The organism is Neobacillus niacini, from assembly GCF_031456445.1.
Taxonomy (GTDB): domain Bacteria; phylum Bacillota; class Bacilli; order Bacillales; family Cytobacillaceae; genus Neobacillus; species Neobacillus niacini_I.
This window is the reverse complement of sequence record NZ_JAVDUQ010000022.1, coordinates 39,948-62,759: the sequence shown is the minus strand read 5'-3', so window position 1 is coordinate 62,759 and position 22,812 is coordinate 39,948. Positions and strand designations below refer to the sequence as shown.

Here is a 22,812-nt window from a genome sequence, read left to right as displayed (position 1 = left end):
TTCTGTTTAAAAAATTTATTACTTTAATATAGAAATTACAACTTCTACCGACAAATTATAACATACTATTTCAATTCTTTTGCTACTTACTAATATGAAACTACATTTTTTGACTATTTAGAATAATTCCTGAAATAACGTATGTTATATATTCTGGAAACCTACTTGTTGTTTGTTCCGTTAAAATACTTAGCAAGTTTCGTGCCAACCTTAAATTTTGCATGATATATGGATTTTGAATCATCCAGGTGCAAATTTTCTTTGCAAAAACATATTATATTATTTATTTTGCGCAAAATATTTTTGCATTCGTTAACCATGTGCAAAAAAATGGTTAACAGTCGAAAAAACTGTTAACCTTGTTCTTGCGTTATAGTTGGTTAAAAACATTATCACTTTCTGTATTTTCGTTGAATGTTAGAACTTCTTCAACCGGCTCATAGGATTCACCATAAAAATGTTGATCCTTATAAGTATGGATGAGATCATAGGTCTTTTTCATCGCCTCAAATATTAATTCCTCAGACTCTTGATTCGGTGCCCAATAGAGGATTTCCATCTGATTAATTTCATTCGTTGCCAATGATCTTCTTCGGTAACCAATGGAAGTAGCGTGTTCAAATCCTTCACGTTTATAAAAATGCAGCCTTTTTTCAGTATCACTGTCATCATAATTGACTGGTTCAACCTCAAGAATAATTGGCTTACCTCTCTGTTTCATTTTATCTAAGAGTTTATGACCCAACCCTTGTCCCCTTGCATTCTTTGAAACAAAGAGATAATCAATAAAGATGAAATTTTCCAGTTCTGCATACATCATCACATGAAGCGCACCTTCATCTTTATGGTAAATATTTGACCGTTCCTTAAGTAAGGTTTCCATATGTTCTCGTGATTTCATTTCTTCAATGGGAAAATATTGATTTAACTTTTCATACCAATGCATGACCTTTACTCCTTATGTTCGTTTTCAATACTCTATTAATGGAAGTATGTGTTAATTTTAATTTTTAATACGAAAAAACCCACAACGATTCCAACAAATTGGAAACGTTGTGGGTTTATGTCTATAGCTTCGAAAACTCTTCTACTAACTCACCAAATCTTTTTAAAGAATTTTCGATTGGGTATGGAGTCGTCAAATCCACTCCGGTCTTCTTCAATAATTCCAGTGGATAGTCGGAGCTGCCGCTCTTCAAAAACTCGATATAGGAATCTAATGTTTGCTGGTCGCCTTCCAAAATCTTTGTTGCTAAATGAATGGCGGAGGAGAAGCCTGTCGCATACTTGTAAACATAAAAAGGACGATAAAAGTGGGGAATTCTTGACCAGCCATACTTTACTTCTTCATCAAACACGATCTCTTCTCCGTTATACTCACGGAATAAGCCTTCGTAGAGCTGATTAAATACCTCAACATTTAATGGCTGCCCTTTTTCCGCCATTTCATGCGTTTTCATCTCAAACTCGGCAAACATCACCTGGGTAAAGAAGGTTCCTTTAAATTGATCAATGAAATGATTCAGCAAATTTTTCCTGAGTTCCGGATTCTGTTCATGATTTAATAAATAATTAATTAACAATACTTCATTAACAGTGGATGCTACCTCCGCCACGAAAATACTATATCTTGCCGTAATTTGCGGCTGATGCTCTGAACTTAACCGGCTATGAACGCCATGACCGCATTCATGTGCTAAGGTAAACAAACTGTCCAAATCATCCTGATGGTTCAGCAGGATAAACGGATGAACACCGTACACCCCAAGATTGTAGGCACCAGAGCGCTTTCCAGGTGTTTCACGGACATCAATGTACCTGCCATCTTTAAACTCATTAAGGATGCTGACATAACTTTCACCTAAAGGTGCTAGTGCTTTACACATGATGTCATACGCTTCCTCATAGGAAATCACTTGCTTAACACCGCTGACAAGCGGGACACTTAAATCATATTGCCGGAGTTCATCGAGCTTTAATTTTCCCTTCCGAATTTGCGTATAGCGATGCATCGGAGCAATATTGTCCTTAGTGGTTTGAATCAGATTTTCATACACTTCTTTCGGAACCTTATCACCGAATAACGCTTTTTCAAGCGCAGATGGATATTGGCGGATTTTCGCCAGCTTCACATTATTTTTTATGGCGGCGGAAAGGGTTGAGGCAATCGAATTTTTCAACTGCACATATGGCTGATAATATGCCTTATAGGCCTCCCTCCGTTTTTCACGATCTTCATCCTCTATTAATTTTGAATACATCCCTCTCGTTAATTCTACTTTTTCTCCGTTATCATTCGTTACTTCTCCAAATTTAATATCCGCATTGTTGATCATTCCAAAAGTATGGCTTGGAACGGAAAGTGCCTCCCCTAACTGGGATAAAAGTTCTTCCTGCTCCTTACTTAATACATGCTCTTTATATCGGAATGACTCCAGTAAATCCTCTTTAAAGTATTGCAGCCCTTCTTCAGATGAGATGTAGTTATTTAAAGTTTCCTCGTCCAAACTTAATAAGAATGGCATGAAAAAGGAGATAGATGAACTGACTTTTACACTTAGCTGTTTTGCCCAGTCCTGGAAGACTTGGGACGCAGTTTCTCTCGTGTCCTCATCCACCTTCAGCATGGCAAAAGCGTATAATTTGTTAAAAACAAAAGATAATTCTTCACTCAATTTCAGATATTGGTACAGAGATTGTCCATCTTCAATTTTTCCATCAAATTGCTTAAGCTCCTTCGCCATTTCTTCGATACGTTGATAATCTGTTTCCCAGCTACTTTGGTCTGCGTATAAATCAGCTAAATTCCATTTTTCATGCACGGGTATTTCTTTTCTATCTGTATAGGTTGTCATATAAGGACTCCTTTACCACAATTTTCTTATTTACCATTATCCCATTTTTATTGAAATACTTAAAATATTTTACTTCGAAACCTCACTATATATTACCAGCCCTTCCTCGGCTTTTTTTCTGTTACAATTTTTAGGGTAAATAAAAATGGGAGGAATCTAACCGATGAAAAAACGCATGATCCTCCTTACACTGGTAATTTTGATTACCTTTACAGGAGGATTTCTTTCAGGAATCTTCTATTCTGGTAAAAAGGCAGAACAAGCAACAGCGCTTAAAATAGAACAAGCACCAAAATCGGCGGTAAAACCTGAGCAAAAGTCTGTACCGAAATGGGAACAACCGAAGCAGCAATCAAAAGTGCTCATTAACTATGTACAGGATTTCCGTGATCCTAACGTCGTCGATTATTCAAAAATAACCCACGTGATTTTTTCTTTTGCACATCCGATGAAGGACGGCAGCATTGGGCTCAATGGAAAAACGGCGTTAACCAATTTAAGGACGATGGTTTCAAAAGCACATAGCCATCATGTAAAAGCGATGGTTGCCGTTGGAGGCTGGTATCATATGAACGGCGGGGAATCCTATGAATATTTTAAAACAGCTATTTCCAATCCTGTTTCCCGAACAAAACTAGTGAGCGAGCTTACTAGTTTAACAAAACGTGAAAAACTGGATGGAATTGACATTGACTTTGAATTTCCGCGTTCAACTAAGGATGCTCAAAACTTGACTAAATTTACTAAAGAATTAAGTGAAAAATTACACGCAGAAAACAAAGAACTATCCATGGCGGTTAATTCCAAGGTTCATGCTGTAACCGGTACGGTAGTGGGTTTTATTGTATATGATCCCCTAATGTTCCAATACACCGATCATGTCAATATTATGGCTTATGATGGACAATGGGACGGCGGCTATCATGCGTCCAATTTGGCTCCCTACCCATTAACGGAGAAAATTGTTAACTATTGGACAAACCTTTTTAAAACCAACCATCTATCAACAGAAAAGCTCGTACTGGGTGTCCCGGCTTACGCACAGCCAGTAAATCCCCAAATTAAGCAGGTTTCTTACGCCGCGATTGTCCATAAAAACCCTGCGAATGCAACGAAAAATGTTGTACAAATGAACGGAACCACTTATTACTATAACGGTGAAACAACAATGAAATTGAAAACCCAACTGGCTCTTGACCATGGCTTCGGCGGTATGATGATGTGGGAAGCCGGACATGATGCAAAAGGTCAGGATAGTTTGTCAACTGCGATCTTTGATACCCTAAAGGAATCAAAGCAATATACGTATAAGCAGTAAAGCAAGGCAGTTATCTTTTTGGGAGATAACTGCTTTTTTGTTTAAACTTCTTTTAGGAATTTGGCTATTTCGGAATGGAGTTCATTCGGATTCTCATACATACTCATATGACCAGAATCTTTTATAACTCTCTGAACAATATTGGGTTTCGTCACGGAAAAGGTTTTTTCTTTCGGGATAATCTGGTCCTTTTCGCCTGCAATCAATAAAACAGGAAGAGTAGTTTTTTCTAAAATATGATTACGATCTGCCCTGTTTTTCATGGCAATTAGTGTATTTATCGCACCTTGAGGTGATGTAGAATATCCGATTTGTCTCGTTATTTCAACATAATCAGAATTGTTCTCGACGTTTTCAGGTGAAAAAAGCTTAGGTACTAAACCGTCGATAAGAGCCGAAATGCCAGACTCTTCGACTTTTGTAACATTTGCTTCCCGACCTTTTTTCGCCTCATCAGAATCCGGAAATGCCGTTGAATGCACAAGGGAAAAACCATTTAACCGCTCACTATACTTTTCCGCAAAAGCAAGTGTTATGTACCCTCCTAGAGAGTGACCAAACATTGTAACCTTTTCAATCTTTAACCCGTCTGCAAACTCCTTCATTACGTCGGCAATTCTTTCAATGGAATCATTTTCGTTAAAAACAGATGTATTTCCATGCCCTGGAAGGTCGGGAGCAATAACCCGATAGATTTCTGCTAAACTTGGAATGACCCTTTCCCAATAACCGCTGCTGCCGCAAAATCCATGGAGGAGAACAATCGGTGTTCCTTGTCCTTCATCGATATAGGTCATCGCTCCATTTTTCAATTGAATAGATTTGGCTTCCATCATCATGTCACGTTCCTTTCCAAACCGTTTAAAGGCCTTTTGTTTCACCGCCGTTTAGTGTATAGCTTGCGTGAATGGTTGCACTTAATGAATGAGATACCGAACAGTATTTATCCATGGAGAGCTGGATGGCTCGAAGGACCTTATCTTCAGGAAGTTCTCCTTCTAATGCATAATGAATATGAATTTCAGTAAATTTTTTCGGATGGTCATCTGCCCGCTGACCTTCGACTTCCATGTAAAATTTAGTGGGATTTAACCGCATTTTTGTCAAAATGGAGATAATATCAATCCCCGTACACCCGGCAACCGCATTTAACAGTAATTCTGTCGGTCTTGCTCCACTATTTGATCCTCCTACCTCTTCTGCAGCATCCATTTTGATTTGATGACCTGATGGTGTCGTACTGGAAAACGCCATTTTCTCTGTCCACTCGATTTTTGTCTTCATTAGTTGCTCTCCCTGTTTTCAAAATATTTAATCATTTACCATAATAGTACAATTCATATAATAATGTCCCAAACAAGCTTGGATTTTAATCTTTTTGTTCATAAAAAGAAAAAACAACTGCGAATGCACCGCAGCTGTTTAATCATTTTTAAGCCCAAACCAAAAGTTTGTCCAGATGTTTGTTATCCTTGGTTTCAACTTTTCTACACCGTAAAAGGATAATTCAATAAAAATCCCGTCAATTAAGCAATAGAAAGACATGATAAAATCCTCAATGTTCCCTTTGCGAATTTCCCCTTTTTCCATCCCTTCCTTAATAATCGACCGAAGAATATCAGACATTTCTTCTTCCGAACGGAAAAATTGATGATGTAATTGTTCCTTCAAGGCCACAGGTGGAAAAACCATTGCTCGGGTTATAGAGTGACAGTATCGAATAGTCAAACAATTCTTTAAAACATTTTCAACATTCCAATAGTCTTATAGGAGCAATATGTCAATTTTCCTAAAAAAATGAAGGAATTTGTAAATTTATGAGGAATATATTATAAGAATTTAAAAAAGGAGGAAATTATAATGAAGAAGTTTTTAACATTATTTATGGCTGGTTTTATGGTTCTATTAATGTTTGTTGTTCCGGGGAGTCCGGTGAAAGCGGAAGAACCAGATTGTCATTGTGAAGATGTCACACCTATTATCGGTGCCGAAAAGAATAAGATTGTTGCAGATTTAATCAGTAAGGATGAATTTAAGCATGTAAAATTGGAGGCTATACATAGCGGGTATACGTATCAAGGGGTTAGTAAAATTGAAGTTTTATCGAATTATTTTTATGGTGTAACTATAGTTGGAGTTCCTTTTGTTAATTCTGAAGGAAACGTAGAAATGTTTGTTTTTATTGATGGCCATTTTAAAGGAAATTCTCCTATGTAGAGTTTTTCCAAAAGGTGTAAAAGAACAAATCTTTTACACCTTTTTCTAGAACAAACTACCTTTTGATTTGTAAAAATAACTCATCATATTTTTTCGCCAAATCAAAATCTAAGTTCGTTAACCCCTTCGCATGCCAAGAGGTAATCCTTAACGTAACCATTTTATAGTCGATTGAAATAAACGGATGATGATTGACCTTCTCAGACAGGTTCGCCACTTGCTGAACAAATTCCAAACCATTTAAATATTCATTGAAACGATACTTTCGTTCAATCCACTTTGAGTCTGTCAGCTTCCAACTAGGCACAGTAGTTAATTTCTCTTGAATTTCCTGATCCATTAATTTCTCCATTTCCCTCTCCCCCTTAAAGATAAAAGACACTACCTTATAAAAAGAAAGCAGTGTCTTATTTTCTAGCTGATTTGTTCTTCATTATTTTCTAAATTTATTAATAACCGTTTATTTTGAATCTGCGTGAGATTCGCCTTTTTTAATAAATAGGATAAATGTTCGACCGGCATGGAACCTCGACCTTTGTTTTCTCCAAGACTAAATTGGACCGTAATTCCGTTATTACTGGTAATGGTCATCGTCTCTGCGTAATTGAAATTACCTTGGATTCCTTGAGAAATTTGATATTTTGTTCCTTCTTCTATTAGCATTTGATAACTCCTTTAGCTCATTTGCTAATAGTATGCCTCAGCCAAATTTATACATACATAATTTTACCATATTCGGACACAACCTTCTCCATATAATAAATTATCTTTTTCTGATAATTATGTTAGATTTTTTGAAAAACCTATCAATTCCCAGCTTTTCCTTTTAGGTTTCTGTGTTATAATGTTTTTCGGCATAAGTATAGAATTATACTAAATGCGGGTGGGAGAGGGAGAATACGAAAGTGTGATAAAAAATGAAGGGAGTTTTCAAGCTTAAAGAACACAAAACAAATTTGAAAAAGGAGGTTATGGCAGGGTTTACATCATTTTTTTCCATCGTCTATATTATTGCAGTAAATGGACATATTTTGCATGATTCAGGAATGCCTTTGGAAGCAGGAATCATTGCAACCATATTTGCCTCTCTTGCAGGATGCTTGCTCGCAGCTTTTGTTCCGAATGCACCATTAATGATTGTTCCTGGAATGGGAATTAATGCCTTATTCACGTATACCTTTGTTGGGTCGCTTGGATTAAGTTATCAGGAAGCCTTAGGGGCAGTTGTCGTTTCCGGAGTGTTATTTGCGATTATTGCTTTTTCCAAATTAGCTGCGATCATTTCAAGATCGATTCCGTCGTCATTAAAGGAAGCAATCACGGTAGGAATTGGCTTGTTTATCGCCTTTATCGGTCTGCAAAAAAGTGGCCTGATCGTCGAAAACCCAAATAATTTCGTAGCCTTGGGTGACTTGTCGTCTCCAATTGTGCTGGCTTCAATTATTAACTTGGTGATTACCTTGTTTTTATTTTTGAAAAAGGTGCCAGGGAATTTTTTGATTAGTATCATTTTGGGTACTTTGACGTCCTATTTTTTAGGTGTGATTGATTTTTCCCATATGGACAAAGGGTTCATTTCGTTAAACGACTATCGAAATGTATTTTTGAGCTTTGACTTTGGAAAAATTGCCACGATCCCATTTTGGACTGCAACCTTCTCATTAACACTGGTATTGGTGTTTGAGAACATTGGGATCCTGCATTCACAAGTGGATGGCATGCTTAAGGCACCCGAGAAAAATGGTAAAGCATTGCGTGCAGTCTCCATTTCTGCGATTTTGTGCGGACTTTTAGGTACCAGCCCTCCGGTTTCAACGGTTGAATCGGCTGCTGGAATTACTGCTGGTGGAAGAACAGGTTTAACCTCTGTAATAACAGGAATCCTTATTTTAATGTCCCTTTTCTTCCTGCCTTTGATCAAATTGGTTCCAAATGCGGCGATCGCACCCATTTTGATTATTTTGGGCGGATTAATGTTAACGAATATTGTAAACATCGATTTTACGGATTTCACGGAAGCATTTCCTGCTTTTTTAATCATCCTGATGATTCCGTTAACCTTCAGTATCGTGGACGGAATTGCCTTCGGGTTTATTGCCTATCCGTTAGTCAAGCTGTTTACAAATAAACACAAACAGCTTTCGATACCAATATTTATTATTTCTTTCTTATTTTTAACGAATTTTTTGCTTCATTCGGTTGGATAAGATAAATCGAAAAGAGAGGGTATGCCCCTCTCTTTTTATTCTTCTTCGTCCAATATTTCCTCAAAAGCATATGAGACTTTAGTAAATTCTTCATCGCTTTCAATTGCAGATAAATCACCGTCTTCATCCACTTTTAAGAAGAATATATCGATATCTTCATCGGTGTCCTGCCTTACATCTTCAACAAAACCGACGGCTACATAGTCCGTGCCTTCAATAGTTAAAACGCCAAGTACCTCTACTTCTTGCTCCTCGTCATTGGCATCACCAATTGTAAAAACTTCGCCTACTTCAACTTTTCCCATTCCAATATTCTCCTTTCATTTTCCAATTTGCACCTAGCAACAGTATCCCAAAATAGGAGATTTTTCATGCTAAAATTGTCCTTTTTTGTATTTTCTTTCACTAAAATTGTCAATTCTTGCGCTTTCCCAGGAAAATATTCGGGAAATTTTTTTAAAGGAAAGGAAAATAACTCCGTCGAATAGTTGAAATATGAAGTTTTTTATCTTGGAGGTGTTTTATGCCTTCATTGCAAAATAAAATCACAATATATTTTCACCAAACAATGACTTGGATTCCAAGTTATTTTTTATTCCTTCCAAACCACTCACCCTGCTCTAATTACATTCCATAATTATAGAAAACATAAGTAAAAAAACATTAATAATTAATATGCATCAATTTTATGCATATTAACAATTAGAAGTTATGTAAAAAGGGGAGTATGATATAAGAGTAAATAAAAACATATGAGGTATTCAGATGGAATGGGATCAAATCAATTATTTTCAAACCGTAGCAAAAGTCCAGCATTTTACAAAGGCTGCAAAACTACTATCCATATCCCAGCCGGCGCTCAGTCGCTCCATTGCCAATCTTGAAGAAGAACTAGGTGTTCAGCTTTTTGATCGGAAAGGCAGGAATATATATTTAAATCGATATGGAGAAATGTTCTTAAATCGCGTGGAGCAATCCATCAAGCAAATTGAAATAGGCAAACAAGAAATATGGGATGAAATCCACCCAGATCACGGATCTATTGCATTGTCCTTCTTACCTTCACTTGGCACGAGTGTGGTACCTGAGATTTTAAGTTCTTATCAAAATAAATTTGCCCATGTTAAATTTCAATTACATCAAGCATCTAATCAGCAAATTATTAATCAATTAAAATCGAGAAAAGTGGATCTCGCGCTCATCATGCATTTACATGATGATAATGAGCTAATCTACGAGCCGCTTTTAACCGAGGATTTATTCCTAATTGTTTCAAATGATCACTGGCTGGCTGACTATAAGGAAGTAGATTTAAAAATAATTGAAAACGAACCGATTATCTCCTTTAAAGATGGATATGAATTACAGGCAATTATTCATCATTTATGCCAGAATGCGGGTTTTTCACCCAATATTGTGTTTGAAGGAGAGGATGTGGGTACGGTTTCCGGATTAGTTGGTGCAAAATTAGGTGTTTCCCTAGTGCCAGATTTACAGGTTTTGGATAAGAGCAAAATCAGACTTATACGCGTAAATAACCCTATATGCAAGAGGGAAATAGGGATTGCGTGGTTAAAGGATTGTTACAAATCCCCTGTCGTCGAACGTTTTATTCCGTTTGTACAGCGTTTATTTAAAATCAAATAAAGGAGTATCCATAAAAAATGAGTTATATTCAGCGTGGGACACGAACTTTTAAAATGGTCAATTTGGCTTTATTTGCCGGTGGTTTTAGCACCTTTGCAATCCTTTGGGGCACGCAGCCTCTGCTACCTGATATCTCAAAGGAATTCCATGTTTCGCCAGCAGTATCTAGTTTAAGTCTTTCATCTACAACCATTGCGCTATCGATTAGTCTTTTAATTGCCGGCTCATTATCAGAAGTTTTTGGACGCAAATCAGTTATGACAATCTCTTTAGTTGTATCATCCATTCTTGCGCTTTTAACGGCCTTTACGCCAAATTTTCATCTATTACTGTTAGGAAGAATCATCCAAGGAATCTCACTTGCTGGTTTACCGGCTGTCGCCATGGCATATTTAGGCGAGGAAATCGAACCGAAAAGCTTAGGCATGGCGATGGGTTTATACATCAGCGGGAACTCGATTGGCGGTATGGCAGGCCGGATTATCAGCGGGATTTTAACCGATTATTTTAACTGGCATGTGGCATTAATTGGGATTGGAATCATCAGTTTATTGGCAAGTATGGTTTTTATATTGATTTTGCCGCAATCAACCCATTTCCAGCCGCAGAGGTTTGCAATGAGACCACTGGTTCACTCCTTGTTTAGCCAATTTAAGGAACCAGGACTCATTTATTTATTTCTTATTGGCTTTTTGTTAATGGGAAGTTTTGTTTCATTATACAACTATATTGGGTTTCAGTTAATTAAACCACCCTATTCCTTAAGTCAAACCTTGGTTGGATTTATTTTTATCGTGTATATCGTCGGAACCTTTAGTTCAACGTGGATGGGAATGCTTGCAGATCAGCATGGAAAAAGAAAAATTTTACAGTTATCCTTGTTAATATTATTAGTTGGGGTCTGCATCACATTAAACACCCATTTATGGGTGAAAATTTTCGGAATCGCCATCTTTACTTACGGCTTTTTTGCTGCTCATTCAATCGCAAGTGGCTGGGTCGGTAAGACGGCAACTCACGATAAAGCACAGGCTGCTTCCTTATATTTATTTTTCTACTATGCGGGATCAAGTATTGGTGGAACCCTAAGTGGGATTTTCTACAGTGATTTCGGCTGGATTGGGGTAGTCTCAATGATTGGAAGTCTTGCGATAATTTCTATTCTGGTATCGATTCGTTTGGGAAATATTTCAAAAAGAAATTACCGGTTTCGACTCCTAAACAATTGATGAAAAGCAGTTAACGGGCAAAACCACTTTTGGTTTACCCGCTTTTATTTTTATTAAATAACCGTAAATTGGCGCCATTCCTTCGGTAAAAGCATTTGGTACTGTGGCTGAATAAACCGGTCATCGACAAGAACAATTGTTCCTTGATCCTCCTCTGAGCGAATCAACCTGCCGCCAGCCTGCAGTACCTTGTTCATACCAGGAAATACATACGCGTATTCATAACCGTTTTTCTTTTTGTTAGAAAAATATTCCTTGATTAGATTTCGTTCAAAACATAGCTGCGGCAGCCCCACTCCAACTACTACCACACCATTTAATCGCTCACCTTTTAAATCAACACCTTCGGAAAAAATTCCGCCCAAAACAGCAAAGCCAATCAAGGGTTCTGGTTGGTTTGGCTGGAATGCCTCTAAAAAACCTTCTCTTTCTCCTTCCGTCATTCCTGTTTCTTGGAGAAGAGTTTTGTACCCCCCATCGATTTCTTTAAAGCGTTCGTAAACAGTAAGCAGGTATTGATACGAAGGGAAAAAAATTAAGTAGTTGCCGGGGCGTTTTTTGATTAAGGATTGCAGCATCGAAACAATTGCCTCTTTCGTTCTTTCTCGGTCTCGATATCGGGTTGATAATGGTTTTATAAAAACATCCACCTGCTCTACTGAAAATGGCGATGGAAGTAAAAGGCTGTAGTCACCCTCCCCGCCGCCAAGGATATCCTGATAATAGGTCATCGGCGAAAGTGTTGCAGAAAAGAATAATTTGGAGCGGAAGCCTTTTCCCATTTGGTTTAGAAGCTTAGATGGGTCGATACAAAATAATTTTACGGTAAGATCGTTTCTATTTTTTTCGCCATAAATCACATAATGTTCATCTAATACGTCAACGATTTTTAAGAAATTCAACACCTTAAAGTAAGCATCCAAAAGTGGTTGGCTGGCAATGGAACGTAAAAGAGCTTGCTCGGCAGCTTTTTCAAAAAGATGAAGTTGTTCTAAAAGTTGTGAATTAAGTACCTTTAAAACAAACTCATTTTGTTCTGGATATTCTTTTTTTATAAATATGAATGCTGAATTTATTTTTGAAGTTGCTTCATAAATTGCTTGGTCTTTCCCTTTGAATTCTTTCTTAAGCTGAGGAAGGATTCTTTATTGATCGCTGAAGAAAACATTTCCCGACCGCGGTCCACTAGATTATGTGCTTCATCAATTAAAAGTGCTGTTGATTTTTTTTGTTCTTCAAACAGCCGTTTTAGTGAAACACGCGGGTCAAATATGTAATTGTAATCACAAATGACCACATCAACGGCATAGGTCAAATCTAGCGAAAATTCAAATGGACAAACAGTATACTTACGGGCATAGGCTTCGATGACTTCACGGGTCAGACTTTTTTCATTTGTGAGGATATCGAGTACAGCATCATTGATTCGGTCATAATAGCCGCCCGCAAATTCACAATAATCCTTCTGACAATTGGTTTCGTCCTTAAAACAGACCTTATCTTTTGCAGTAATGGTGACCGATTTGAGGCAGGCGCCGCAGGTTCGCATGCGCTCAATCGCTTCTTCAGCGGTTGTTTTGGTTGTTGTTTTTGCGGTAAGATAAAAAACCTTTGCTAAGTGACCTTCTCCCATGGCTTTGATAGCTGGAAAAAGTGTGGAAATGGTTTTTCCAATTCCTGTGGGTGCATTCACAAATAAAGTTTTTCCCTCTGAAATCGTTTTATAGACAGCCCCGGCCAATTTCCGCTGTCCTTCCCGATAGGTTTCAAACGGGAAAGGAAGCTCCCTGCTGGTTTGATTCCGTTGGTTTAGATGATCATGATGGAGTTTTGCATAGGGAGCATAGCCTTTTACGACTTCTTGAACAAATGTTTCGAGATCTAAGAAAGTATATTTCTTTTTAAAAAATCTTTTAGCTTCCGTTTCAACATGGACATAGGTTAATTGTACGAATATCTCCTGCAAGCCATGATCCTTTGCGTAGATATAGGCATACATTTTTGCTTGCGCCCAGTGGACAGGATAGCCGTCTCCTTCTATATGTTCTAAAGGATGTTTGGATGACTTGATTTCGTCAATTAGGACTTCATCATCGCGAAACAAAAGACCGTCACATCTGCCATCAACCTTAAAAATAAAGAGATCAAAAGGAATTTCCGCACTCAGGTAAACTTCCTTTTGATCACACTCTTGGTAGGTTTTCTGGATTTTTTGATGGATCCGGCTGCCATCCAAAAGTGTGGATTGGGAACGAAAACGGTTATCGATACTGCCGCTGCTGAAAACGTATTCGACCAAGGAACGCACTGAAATTTGAACTTCATTCGACAAAAAATCACCAGCTTACTGATTAGGGAATGTATGTTTGTATTGATTATAGCAAATTTTGATAGTTTCAACTAGTTCCATCCCTATAAGCGTTGGATTTTTGTGTAAAATTACACTATGCCATTGAGTTGTAGCGGTTTATTTGCGAATCAAACCACTTTATTTGCGAATTGAGTCAATTTATTTGCGAATTATTCAAGTTTATTTGCGAATTGCACCAGTTTATCTGCGAATCGAAAAATTTAGACTCGAATCTGTCCCGTTCCCAGCACCAATGCTTTTGTTGTTGTAATCGCCTTCAGCCCCATTGGCCCGCGCGCATGAAGTTTTTGTGTACTAATGCCAATTTCTGCCCCATAGCCAAACTGTTCCCCATCGGTAAAACGTGTCGAGGCATTATGATATAAAACAGCTGCATCTACTTGCTTGAAAAATAATCCAACATTTTCATTGTTTTCACTGATGATCGCTTCCGAGTGCTTCGTTCCGTATTGATCAATATGGTCAATGGCTTCCCCCACATCTTTGACCAATTTTACAGATAAAACAGGACCTAAAAATTCTGTACCCCAATCTTCCTCCACGGCCTCCTTGACAAAAGAGTATTCGCTGCATAACCGCTCATCGCCTCTTAACTCAACACCTTTTGCATGTAAAACGTTCATAAGTTCGGATACAAATGGCCATTTTTCGTGAATTAATAGCGATTCTGCTGCATTACAGACAGATGGACGGTGCAGTTTCGCATTTACCGTAATTTCAATCGCCATGTTTTCTTGGGCTGTTTCATCCACAAACACATGGCAGTTACCAACGCCCGTTTCCAGCACAGGCACTGTAGCATTTTGAATGACAGTTTGAATTAATCCAGCCCCGCCACGCGGAATGAGGACATCCAAGTATTGATTAAGCTTAAACATTTGAGCAGCCGTTTCCCGGCTTGTGTCCTCTAATAATTGAACAGCATCTGCGGGAATCTTCGAGCCGGCAAGAGCCTTTTGCATGACCTCTACTAATGCCTTATTGGAATGAAGTGCCGAAGAACTACCGCGTAACAAGACCGCATTTCCAGCTTTTAGACAAAGGCTTCCAGCATCAACGGTCACATTCGGTCTTGCTTCATACACCATTCCTACGACGCCGAGTGGCACCCTCACTGTTTGAATCTGCAATCCGTTCGGACGCTCCCATGATTCAATCGTTTCCCCAATCGGATCCTCTAAATCGATTAACTGACGAATTCCGGCAACAATTCCATCAATTCGATCTCCTGTTAAAAGCAAACGATCCAACAAGGATGAGGACAATCCTTTTTTCCGGCCGTTCTCTATATCCTTCGCATTCTCCGCCAAAATGAACTCTTTATCGTTTGTTAAAAAATCAGCCATCCTTGCCAAGGCATCGTTTTTATCCTCAGTCGACAGCCCTCCTAAGGTTTTCGCAGCGTTTTTAAGTTTTCTAGCTTTTTCGATTAGTTCATTCATCGTTCTAATTCCTCCTTTAAAATTGCCACCCAATTATCGCGATGGATGACCTCTGCCCGTTTATTGATCGAAAAACTTTTAGAATAATCTCCTGACAAGCCTTTTACTTTTTGTAAAACTTCAGAAGAATAATAGATTTGCCCTTTGCCAACGATTTGCCCTTTAGGATTTCGGACAATAACTACATCAAAAGGGTTAAACTCACCTATGACCTTAGTCACTCCTACTGGGAGAAGGCTTTTTCCAAGCTGAACAATTGCTTTTTCCGCACCTTCATCGATTTCAATTGTGCCTTTGACTTGAGAATGATAGGCAATCCATTGTTTTCTCATTTGCATTTGCGTTTGGAACTGGCCGCCGATATAGGTTCCATCACCTTTTCCTGCTAAAATATCCACAAGCTTTTCTTTTCCTTTGCCAGTACCGACAAATACACTGACCCCGAGCGACAAAGCTTTTTTCGCAGCCAGGAGTTTGGATTTCATTCCGCCGGTTCCGACCGATGAGCCCGAGTCACCTGCTACCCCAAGCAGTTCGTCGGAGACTTCGGCAATAAAATGATATTTTTTTGCGTCCTTTGATTGCTTCGGATTTCCATCATAAAGGCCATCCACATCGGTTAAAATCATTAAGGCATTGGCATGTAAAAATCCACTGACGAGCGCTGACAACATGTCATTGTCACCGAAGGTTAATTCATCAATGGAAACCGAATCATTTTCATTGATGATTGGAACGGCACCTCTTTGCAGTAATTCGTGTATGGTTGAAAAAAGATTGTGGAAACGTTCTTGGCTGTAAAAATCTTCACGTGTGATGAGAATTTGTGCGGGTGTTATTTGAAACTCTTGAAATAATAAATGATAATGCTGCATTAATAATCCTTGCCCGACAGCGGCAGCAGCCTGTTTTCCAGCCGTATTTTTCGGGCGGACCGGATAGCCGAGGGATGAAAATCCAGCCGCAACTGCACCGGATGAAATAAGAATCACGTCATGACCTTGTTCTTTTAAAAAGGCGAGTGCCTGAACATGATCATACATTTTTTCTGTCGAAATCCCCCCGGATGTATCTGTAAGCGAGCTGCTCCCAATTTTCACAACAACGAGTTGTTTTTTCATACTTCTTCGACCTTTCTTTTTTAAAATAAAAAAACGATTCTTCCGCCCTTAGAAAAGGACGGAAAAATCGTTTCCGCGGTACCACCTTTATTGGTGCCAAGCACCCAACTTTAACCCCGTAACGAGGGACACGGCTTATGTTTGCATAAGCAGCCTACTAGGGCAGGTTCAATCCTTTTTCCGTGAGAAACCTTCCAGCCAGTGGGTTTCACTCTCTAACACGTTCCAAAGATTTACTAGTCCCATACTTTTCCGATTTCAAGATTTACTAGATATTATCCAAATGAAATCGCAATTTGTCAAGATATTTTTTTGAAAATTTTAATTTATCCTTTTCTTTTAAAAACTTCCTTGAGGATGTATCGCCTTTTTCCTTCTCCATTACTGGTCATCACTTTCCATTTCGAGTAATGATTTCGCTGTATACTGATCAGTAATAAGAGTATTAGCATAATGACCAGTAAGAGCCCCATAAATCCCGTCAATTTTGGATGCTCCCCCTGCCAGCAGAATTCCATATTCTTTCTCAGCTAAATCTGTGAGTTCAATTCCGATGGTGCGATCATTTAAGGTTTCATTGCATACTTGCCCGTTACGATCAATAAACCGTGAACAAATATCCCCAACCGTCTTGTTTTCCCTTAAAATTTCAATATCAGAATCGAAAAAATAGCCCGCATGCATCAGTGTCGATTGGTCACCCGGCTCACCAACTGTAAAAATGGCAATATTGGCTTTTTTACCTAACTCCAGCAATTTTTTCACATGCCGGTCTGCCACAATCGCTTGTCTGACAACCATTGAATCTACAATGGCCGGTACTGGTAAAAAATGTGGTGTTGTATTAAAAGCGTTGGCCAATCCATTAACAATTTCAGCTGCATACGTATTGGACTCTGAATAACTTACCCCGCCGTTTAACTGGACAATGGTAACATCCTTTACGTTCTTCGGCTGCATTTTTTTCACAAGCTGATAGATCGTGGTTCCCCAGGTAATCCCGATTGTATCGCCACTTTCAACAATCTTATAAAGATAATCAGCCGCTGCTTCACCCAGTTTTTCCTTTATTGTTGGATCTTCAAAGTTTGCTACGGGCGTAACAATGCAGTCTTTAAGCTGAAATTTTTCCTTCAATTGCCTTGCAATTTCTTCAACATCTTCAGCCGGATTAAAAATCTTGATTTGTACTATGCCTTCTTGTTTTGCCTGGACAAGAAGTCTGGAGACGGTTGGGCGGGAAATACCTAGTTTCTGTGCAATTTCCTGCTGGCTATAGTCTAATTGATAATACATTTTAGCCACTTCTACCAAGCGAGAAATTTTTTCATCCGCCATAAGCAATTCTCCTTAATTTTATTGGGAATTTTTCAAAGAAAATGTTTACATACAATCCAAAAAAATTCTTCATTTTAGAATTGAAATTATGTAAAATAAATTTTGAACTTTTGCTAATTTTATTATAACCTACCATTTTTTACTGTCAATTACATCTATCAAAAAATTCTGGCATTTTTTAAAATGAAGTGTTATGGACAAAATTCCTTCGTTTGTGGGTGAACAATTTATAAAATTGCGGTTTAGTTTTTGCACCAAAAAACACCCGTAATCTGAGGATTACGAGTGCAAGTTCATAACTTAAACTAATTTATTTAGAGCATCCGTTAACGTTTTAACGACAAACTCTAAATCTTCCACTTCAATATTCAATGGTGGTGAAAGAGTTAGAACGTTATTATATCCGGCAACTGTTGCCCCGTTTTTACCAATCAATAAACCTTTCTCCTTACACCTTGCAATGACCTGATTAACAAAAGCAACATCCAGTGGTTCCTTTGTTGCCTTATCCTTTACTAATTCAAGACCGATTAAAAGCCCTTTACCGCGGACATCTCCAACATATGGATGGTTTTGCAGCAGGTTCTTTAAGTCATTTAATACCTTAGCTCCTAAATCACGGGAACGGTCAAATAATTTTTCATTTTCCATGATTTCAAGATTTTTTAGTGCCAATGCACAAGCTGCAGGGTTACCGCCAAATGTGTTTACATGACGGAAATAATCATATTCTTCCGTGCCTTTAAACGCTTCGTAAATTTCCTTACGAACAGCTGTTGCAGACAATGGAAGATAGGCACTGGTAATACCTTTTGCCATCGTAATGATATCAGGTTTCACACCATAGTTCATAAATCCAAACGGTTTACCGGTGCGGCCGAATCCGCAAATGACTTCATCTGCAATTAATAGGGCACCATGCTTTTCACAGATTTCTTTTGCTGCTTTCATATATCCTTCCGGCGGAACAAGAATTCCTCCCCCAGTAATAATTGGCTCCATAATCATCGCCGCAATTGTTTCACTTAACTCCCATGTCATCACACGGTCAATATCCTTAACAGATTGCAATTCATGCGGATTTGATACATTTGTATCATCCCGATAAGAATCCGGTGGAGCAATATGAACAAAGCCAGCAGAAAGCGGCTCGTATTTGTATTTTCTTTGTGCCTGGCCAGTTGCTGCCAGTGCTGCACCCGAGTTACCATGGTACGCACGGTAGCGGGAAACAATTTTATAGCGATTGTGGTCGCCTTTTTGCTGGTGGTACTGGCGGACAATTTTGAATGCGGTTTCATTCGCTTCCGAACCGCTGTTGGAAAAAAAGATTACATACTCATCTCCAAGCATTTCATTAAGCTTTTCTGCTAGTTTAATAGCTGGTACATGGCTTTGGGAAAGCGGAAAATAGGCCATTTCCTTTAATTGTTCATAAGCTGCATCTGCAAGCTCCTGTCTTCCATAGCCAACATTCACACACCATAGCCCTGCCATGGCATCTAAATAGCGATTTCCGTCTGTATCGGTAACCCATGAACCCTCCGCCTTCTGTGCCACGATGGTTGCATTGGGATTATAAGGCTTCATCGCATGCCAAAGATAACGATCATCCTGTTCGAGTAATGTTTCCTGTGATCCACTAGTTTGAACCATTTTATCAACACTCCAATCATGCTTTATTAATAGTATATTCTTCCATATTAATGATGCGTCAAGTGGCCCCTGGTGAAAGCCCCAAATCAGCACGAAAGCTTATTAAAAACGGGAAGTAATCATTTTTTTACGAGTATAGAAGTTTAAGCCATCTTTTCCGTTAACATGAAGATCACCATAGAAGGAATCCTTCCAGCCTGAGAATGGGAAGAAGGCCATTGTTGCAGGAACACCTACATTAATCCCAAGCATACCAGCATCTGCTTCTTCACGGAATTGACGAACCGCTTTGGCATCATTCGTATAAATAGTTGCTCCATTACCAAATCTTGATTTGCGGATATATTCCAACCCTTCATCTAAGTCTTTTGCACGAAGAAGACTTAAAACAGGACCAAAAATTTCTTCTTTCGCAATCGTCATATCCGGTGTAACATGATCAAAAATAGTGGGTCCTAAGTAATTTCCTTCCGCAAGATCATTCATTTCTCTGCGCCCGTCTCGGATTAAATCAGCACCCTCTTGAAGCGCCTTTTCGATATAACCAAGAGCTTTTTCTCGTTGTTCTTTACGAATAACAGGAGTCAATAACACTTCGTCATCCATACCATTTCCAATGATTATTTCATCTGCTTCCTTCTTTAATGCCGCGATAAATGGTGCATTATCACCAACAACGACCACGGCACTACATGCCATACAACGTTGACCAGCACTTCCAAATGTGGAGCTGATAACATTTTGAACAGCCTTATCTAAATCAGCATCCGGCATTACAATATGATGATTTTTCGCACCGGATAATGCTTGAACTCTTTTGCCTTCTGCAGCTGCCCGCTCATAAACATATTTGGCAACCGGCTGAGAGCCAACAAAAGAAATAGCGGCAACATCTTTATGTTCAAGTAATCCATTTACAACATCGTGTGCACCGTGCACAACGTTTAAAATTCCTTTTGGGGCCCCTGCCTCAGTAAATAGTTCTGCCAAGCGATTGGCTAAAAGTGGTGTACGCTCTGATGGTTTTAAGACAAATGCATTTCCGCAGGCAACAGCCATTGGGAACATCCAAAGGGCAACCATCATTGGGAAGTTAAATGGCGTAATCCCGCCCACAACACCTACTGGATAACGGAACATTTCCGAATCAATATTTTCTGCAATTCCGGATAGTGTTTCTCCCATCATTAAAGTCGGTGCACCTGCAGCAAATTCAACACATTCAATCCCGCGCTGCACCTCACCATAGGCTTCCTTGTAGGCCTTACCATTTTCCTGAACAATCAATTTAGCAAGCTCTTCATGATTGTCAGATAAAAGAGTGTGGAATTTAAATAGAATACGAGCTCTTTTTGGAACCGGTACGTTTTTCCACTCTTTAAAGGCCGCTTTTGCAGCTGCTACTGCTTTTTCTACATCTTCCTTCGTTGAAACTGGAACTTTCGCCAAAACCTCATTTGTTGCTGGATTTAGCACATCAAGTGTTTGTTCACTGTTAGAGTTTATCCACTCACCGTTAATATAATTTTTTAAAACAACTGTATCATTTTTTGTCACGCTCATGTTTTGTCCTCCTTATTATTTAACCTAAGTTTTTTGAATATTGGAAATCCCTATGTGTTAATTATCGCTCATAATTAAAAGGCTTTCATTAGACAAAGTGTAAAATGGCTAGCATTATTTTTTCGACATTGTGAACACTCTTCTAAAATATTGATTAAATCTTGAAGACTAACGAGCCTTGAATTCCTTTTTTTGCCCCGAGGGAGCTAAATAATCATTTACGAGAATCATAAATTCAATGGCTACCCGTTTTTCATGCTCCATAAAATCATTTCCCAATAGGTTTTCAAGCTTTTGGAGACGATGATAAAGGGTCTGTCTTACGATAAAAAGTCTGTTTGAAGTTTCCTGTTTCGACCCATTACATTCTAAATAAGCTTTTAAGGTTTCAAGCAGCTTTCCATTATATTTTTGGTCATATTGTATAACGGGCTGTAAATATTCCGTAACAAGCTCCTGTAGATCAATATGTTTATTAATTTGGGAAATGAGTCGATACAAATGTAAATCCTCATAAAAGCTGTAGAGTTGCTTTTTGGTCATTTCCTGATGAATTCTTACCGTTTCTTTTGCGGTAAAATAGCTTTTATGGAGTTCGCTTAGTGACTCGACAAACTTGCCAGTTCCAATGAACATTTTGGCTGTACTTTGTTTTTTCATGAACTCAGACTCATGGATGGACTCAATTGCCTTTTTGATTCGTTCCTTTAAATTCTTTTTTGTTCGATTATTCAACAAAATAAACACCAGGGCATTTCGTTTTTCGACGGAAAAAACAGCAAAACCATTTTGTTCAAAAACAGAGCGGAATAATAGTTTTAAGTAGGTAACATCTTGACTGGATTTTTCCTTTACAGCTGAAACCTTTGCAATTAAAACAACGGCATCACTGGTTTTCGGCTTGATCCCCTGCTCAAGTAAATATTCGTTAATCCCTTCCTCTGAATGTTCGCCGTCGAGCCACCCCTGAAGCCATTCAAATTCTTCAACGCGTTTTTTTTCCTCCACATACAAATCCCTTAACAAATGCTGTGCCAATGCCGTTGCGGTCCGATCCAAAATCAATAAATCAAACTCACTGATGGGAAGTTCAGTTGAATACAGATAGAGCTCAGCGTATTCCTGTCCAAACAAATAAATCGGTGCATAAGCAAATTGATTGTTCGTGCCGGTTTTTCCAGCTTCCAGCTTTTTAATGAAAGACTTTTGTTCATCTCCATTGATTTCTGGAATAAACTCATATTCCTGATTTCTCAGGCGGAAAATAATTTGAACATCTAAAGACGAAAAAATAAATTGGAGGATATCCTCATACGTTTCAATGGATAGCAGCCGTTTATTCAAGCTTTGCGAATAGTTTTCTAAATCAGAAATCATCCGGTATTGTTGATTGATCATGACGGAATGGATATCCTGGGTAATCTCAACAAATGGAACTTCTTGTTGAAAAGCGATGATGGGAAATTGATGCAGATTGGCAATTTCAATGACTTCAGCCGGAATTTCAGTTAAATAGGTTCCAAGCTCGATGCATAGTCCTGCCGCCTGAATTTCAATTAATTGTTCAACCATTGTGAAAAATAGATGGTCTTCTTTCCAGGCAACACCTGTTGATAATATAAGTTCCTGACCACTCAGCAGGTTACGGATACTTTTTACTTCAACGACATGGACCCATTTGACGATTCGCTGCAGTCCCTCTGCTCCTGCCACAACCAAGGCATTTTCAAAGTGCTTACGCCGTAAAATATCGGAGACCTTAAGCTGGAAATTTTCTTTCATGTATCTGGCCCCTTTTTATGTAAAATTTAATTTCAAAAAGGATTGGCATAAAAACCAATCCTTATT

The 22,812-nt window shown here is 38.6% G+C and carries 19 protein-coding genes and 1 pseudogene; 5 read left to right on the top strand and 15 right to left on the bottom strand.

Annotated features, from left to right (window positions below; translation table 11 throughout):
* Positions 1 to 370 precede the first annotated feature (370 nt).
* Together J2Y67_RS17405 and pepF are read right to left on the bottom strand one after the other, a co-directional pair.
* The gene (locus J2Y67_RS17405; RefSeq protein ID WP_310176102.1) at positions 371 to 946 is read right to left on the bottom strand and encodes a GNAT family N-acetyltransferase; all 576 of its coding nucleotides are present in this window, start codon (positions 944 to 946) and stop codon (positions 371 to 373) included.
* Between the two features lie 121 nt (positions 947 to 1,067).
* Positions 1,068 to 2,855: an oligoendopeptidase F gene (pepF, locus tag J2Y67_RS17400; RefSeq protein ID WP_310176101.1), complete on the bottom strand. Its 1,788-nt coding sequence runs from the start codon at positions 2,853 to 2,855 to the stop codon at positions 1,068 to 1,070.
* Positions 2,856 to 3,018: 163 nt separating this feature from the next.
* Here pepF and J2Y67_RS17395 point away from each other — a divergent pair, with 163 nt between their 5' ends.
* Positions 3,019 to 4,173: a glycoside hydrolase family 18 protein gene (locus J2Y67_RS17395; RefSeq protein ID WP_310176100.1), complete on the top strand. Its 1,155-nt coding sequence runs from the start codon at positions 3,019 to 3,021 to the stop codon at positions 4,171 to 4,173.
* A 41-nt stretch (positions 4,174 to 4,214) separates the two neighbouring features.
* Here J2Y67_RS17395 and J2Y67_RS17390 read toward each other — a convergent pair whose 3' ends face one another.
* From J2Y67_RS17390 to J2Y67_RS17380, 3 genes are all read right to left on the bottom strand, one after another.
* Complete coding sequence (locus tag J2Y67_RS17390; RefSeq protein ID WP_396954096.1) at positions 4,215 to 5,009, bottom strand: alpha/beta fold hydrolase; 795 nt, start codon at positions 5,007 to 5,009, stop codon at positions 4,215 to 4,217.
* Between the two features lie 25 nt (positions 5,010 to 5,034).
* Positions 5,035 to 5,457 (bottom strand): OsmC family protein, encoded by a 423-nt coding sequence (locus J2Y67_RS17385; RefSeq protein WP_310176099.1) that lies wholly within the window; start codon positions 5,455 to 5,457, stop codon positions 5,035 to 5,037.
* Positions 5,458 to 5,595: 138 nt separating this feature from the next.
* Entirely contained in the window at positions 5,596 to 5,844 is a 249-nt protein-coding gene (locus J2Y67_RS17380) for a hypothetical protein (RefSeq protein WP_310176098.1), read from the bottom strand.
* A gap of 189 nt (positions 5,845 to 6,033) precedes the next feature.
* Here J2Y67_RS17380 and J2Y67_RS17375 point away from each other — a divergent pair, with 189 nt between their 5' ends.
* A complete protein-coding gene (locus tag J2Y67_RS17375) occupies positions 6,034 to 6,390 on the top strand; it encodes a hypothetical protein (RefSeq protein WP_310176097.1) in 357 nt (118 codons plus the stop codon).
* 55 nt (positions 6,391 to 6,445) lie between these two features.
* Here J2Y67_RS17375 and J2Y67_RS17370 read toward each other — a convergent pair whose 3' ends face one another.
* Both J2Y67_RS17370 and J2Y67_RS17365 read right to left on the bottom strand, forming a co-directional pair.
* Positions 6,446 to 6,742, bottom strand: coding sequence for a 4a-hydroxytetrahydrobiopterin dehydratase (locus J2Y67_RS17370; RefSeq protein ID WP_310176096.1), 297 nt, complete (start codon positions 6,740 to 6,742; stop codon positions 6,446 to 6,448).
* Positions 6,743 to 6,804: 62 nt separating this feature from the next.
* On the bottom strand, positions 6,805 to 7,053 hold the full coding sequence (locus J2Y67_RS17365) for a hypothetical protein (RefSeq protein ID WP_310176095.1): 249 nt from the start codon (positions 7,051 to 7,053) through the stop codon (positions 6,805 to 6,807).
* Positions 7,054 to 7,307: 254 nt separating this feature from the next.
* On the opposite strand from J2Y67_RS17365, the gene J2Y67_RS17360 reads away from it, so the two are divergent.
* Positions 7,308 to 8,597 (top strand): NCS2 family permease, encoded by a 1,290-nt coding sequence (locus tag J2Y67_RS17360; protein ID WP_310176094.1) that lies wholly within the window; start codon positions 7,308 to 7,310, stop codon positions 8,595 to 8,597.
* 35 nt (positions 8,598 to 8,632) lie between these two features.
* Here J2Y67_RS17360 and J2Y67_RS17355 read toward each other — a convergent pair whose 3' ends face one another.
* Positions 8,633 to 8,902, bottom strand: a complete 270-nt coding sequence (locus J2Y67_RS17355; RefSeq protein ID WP_310176093.1) for a DUF1292 domain-containing protein — start codon at positions 8,900 to 8,902, stop codon at positions 8,633 to 8,635.
* Between the two features lie 460 nt (positions 8,903 to 9,362).
* Here J2Y67_RS17355 and J2Y67_RS17350 point away from each other — a divergent pair, with 460 nt between their 5' ends.
* Positions 9,363 to 10,244, top strand: coding sequence for a LysR family transcriptional regulator (locus J2Y67_RS17350; RefSeq protein ID WP_310176092.1), 882 nt, complete (start codon positions 9,363 to 9,365; stop codon positions 10,242 to 10,244).
* 17 nt (positions 10,245 to 10,261) lie between these two features.
* Complete coding sequence (locus tag J2Y67_RS17345) at positions 10,262 to 11,473, top strand: MFS transporter (RefSeq protein ID WP_310176091.1); 1,212 nt, start codon at positions 10,262 to 10,264, stop codon at positions 11,471 to 11,473.
* 53 nt (positions 11,474 to 11,526) lie between these two features.
* Here the strand turns inward: J2Y67_RS17345 and J2Y67_RS17340 are convergent.
* The 7 genes and pseudogenes from J2Y67_RS17340 to J2Y67_RS17310 form a co-directional block, all read right to left on the bottom strand.
* Positions 11,527 to 13,805 (bottom strand): annotated as a pseudogene (locus tag J2Y67_RS17340) (ATP-dependent DNA helicase).
* A 239-nt stretch (positions 13,806 to 14,044) separates the two neighbouring features.
* Positions 14,045 to 15,286, bottom strand: a complete 1,242-nt coding sequence (locus J2Y67_RS17335; RefSeq protein WP_310176090.1) for a glutamate-5-semialdehyde dehydrogenase — start codon at positions 15,284 to 15,286, stop codon at positions 14,045 to 14,047.
* Positions 15,283 to 16,407, bottom strand: a complete 1,125-nt coding sequence (gene proB, locus J2Y67_RS17330; RefSeq protein ID WP_310176089.1) for a glutamate 5-kinase — start codon at positions 16,405 to 16,407, stop codon at positions 15,283 to 15,285. Before proB ends, J2Y67_RS17335 begins: the two co-directional genes overlap by 4 nt.
* Positions 16,408 to 16,788: 381 nt before the next feature.
* Positions 16,789 to 17,745: a sugar-binding transcriptional regulator gene (locus J2Y67_RS17325; protein ID WP_310176088.1), complete on the bottom strand. Its 957-nt coding sequence runs from the start codon at positions 17,743 to 17,745 to the stop codon at positions 16,789 to 16,791.
* A 300-nt stretch (positions 17,746 to 18,045) separates the two neighbouring features.
* Positions 18,046 to 19,401, bottom strand: coding sequence for an aspartate aminotransferase family protein (locus J2Y67_RS17320; RefSeq protein WP_310176087.1), 1,356 nt, complete (start codon positions 19,399 to 19,401; stop codon positions 18,046 to 18,048).
* A 102-nt stretch (positions 19,402 to 19,503) separates the two neighbouring features.
* A complete protein-coding gene (locus J2Y67_RS17315) occupies positions 19,504 to 20,964 on the bottom strand; it encodes a CoA-acylating methylmalonate-semialdehyde dehydrogenase (RefSeq protein ID WP_310176086.1) in 1,461 nt (486 codons plus the stop codon).
* 168 nt (positions 20,965 to 21,132) lie between these two features.
* Complete coding sequence (locus J2Y67_RS17310; protein WP_310176085.1) at positions 21,133 to 22,746, bottom strand: PucR family transcriptional regulator; 1,614 nt, start codon at positions 22,744 to 22,746, stop codon at positions 21,133 to 21,135.
* Positions 22,747 to 22,812 lie beyond the last annotated feature (66 nt).

Excerpts from the sequence above, each read along its gene's own strand:
- J2Y67_RS17390 (WP_396954096.1), bottom strand. The coding sequence starts at position 5,009 with ATGATGGAAGCCAAATCTATTCAATTGAAAAATGGAGCGATGACCTAT.
- J2Y67_RS17345 (WP_310176091.1), top strand. The coding sequence starts at position 10,262 with ATGAGTTATATTCAGCGTGGGACACGAACTTTTAAAATGGTCAATTTG.
- J2Y67_RS17370 (WP_310176096.1), bottom strand. The coding sequence starts at position 6,742 with ATGGAGAAATTAATGGATCAGGAAATTCAAGAGAAATTAACTACTGTG.
- J2Y67_RS17405 (WP_310176102.1), bottom strand. The coding sequence starts at position 946 with ATGCATTGGTATGAAAAGTTAAATCAATATTTTCCCATTGAAGAAATG.
- J2Y67_RS17355 (WP_310176093.1), bottom strand. The coding sequence starts at position 8,902 with ATGGGAAAAGTTGAAGTAGGCGAAGTTTTTACAATTGGTGATGCCAAT.
- J2Y67_RS17375 (WP_310176097.1), top strand. The coding sequence starts at position 6,034 with ATGAAGAAGTTTTTAACATTATTTATGGCTGGTTTTATGGTTCTATTA.
- pepF (WP_310176101.1), bottom strand. The coding sequence starts at position 2,855 with ATGACAACCTATACAGATAGAAAAGAAATACCCGTGCATGAAAAATGG.
- J2Y67_RS17335 (WP_310176090.1), bottom strand. The coding sequence starts at position 15,286 with ATGAATGAACTAATCGAAAAAGCTAGAAAACTTAAAAACGCTGCGAAA.
- J2Y67_RS17365 (WP_310176095.1), bottom strand. The coding sequence starts at position 7,053 with ATGCTAATAGAAGAAGGAACAAAATATCAAATTTCTCAAGGAATCCAA.
- J2Y67_RS17360 (WP_310176094.1), top strand. The coding sequence starts at position 7,308 with ATGAAGGGAGTTTTCAAGCTTAAAGAACACAAAACAAATTTGAAAAAG.
- proB (WP_310176089.1), bottom strand. The coding sequence starts at position 16,407 with ATGAAAAAACAACTCGTTGTTGTGAAAATTGGGAGCAGCTCGCTTACA.
- J2Y67_RS17395 (WP_310176100.1), top strand. The coding sequence starts at position 3,019 with ATGAAAAAACGCATGATCCTCCTTACACTGGTAATTTTGATTACCTTT.
- J2Y67_RS17315 (WP_310176086.1), bottom strand. The coding sequence starts at position 20,964 with ATGAGCGTGACAAAAAATGATACAGTTGTTTTAAAAAATTATATTAAC.
- J2Y67_RS17325 (WP_310176088.1), bottom strand. The coding sequence starts at position 17,745 with ATGGCGGATGAAAAAATTTCTCGCTTGGTAGAAGTGGCTAAAATGTAT.
- J2Y67_RS17320 (WP_310176087.1), bottom strand. The coding sequence starts at position 19,401 with ATGGTTCAAACTAGTGGATCACAGGAAACATTACTCGAACAGGATGAT.
- J2Y67_RS17310 (WP_310176085.1), bottom strand. The coding sequence starts at position 22,746 with ATGAAAGAAAATTTCCAGCTTAAGGTCTCCGATATTTTACGGCGTAAG.
- J2Y67_RS17385 (WP_310176099.1), bottom strand. The coding sequence starts at position 5,457 with ATGAAGACAAAAATCGAGTGGACAGAGAAAATGGCGTTTTCCAGTACG.
- J2Y67_RS17350 (WP_310176092.1), top strand. The coding sequence starts at position 9,363 with ATGGAATGGGATCAAATCAATTATTTTCAAACCGTAGCAAAAGTCCAG.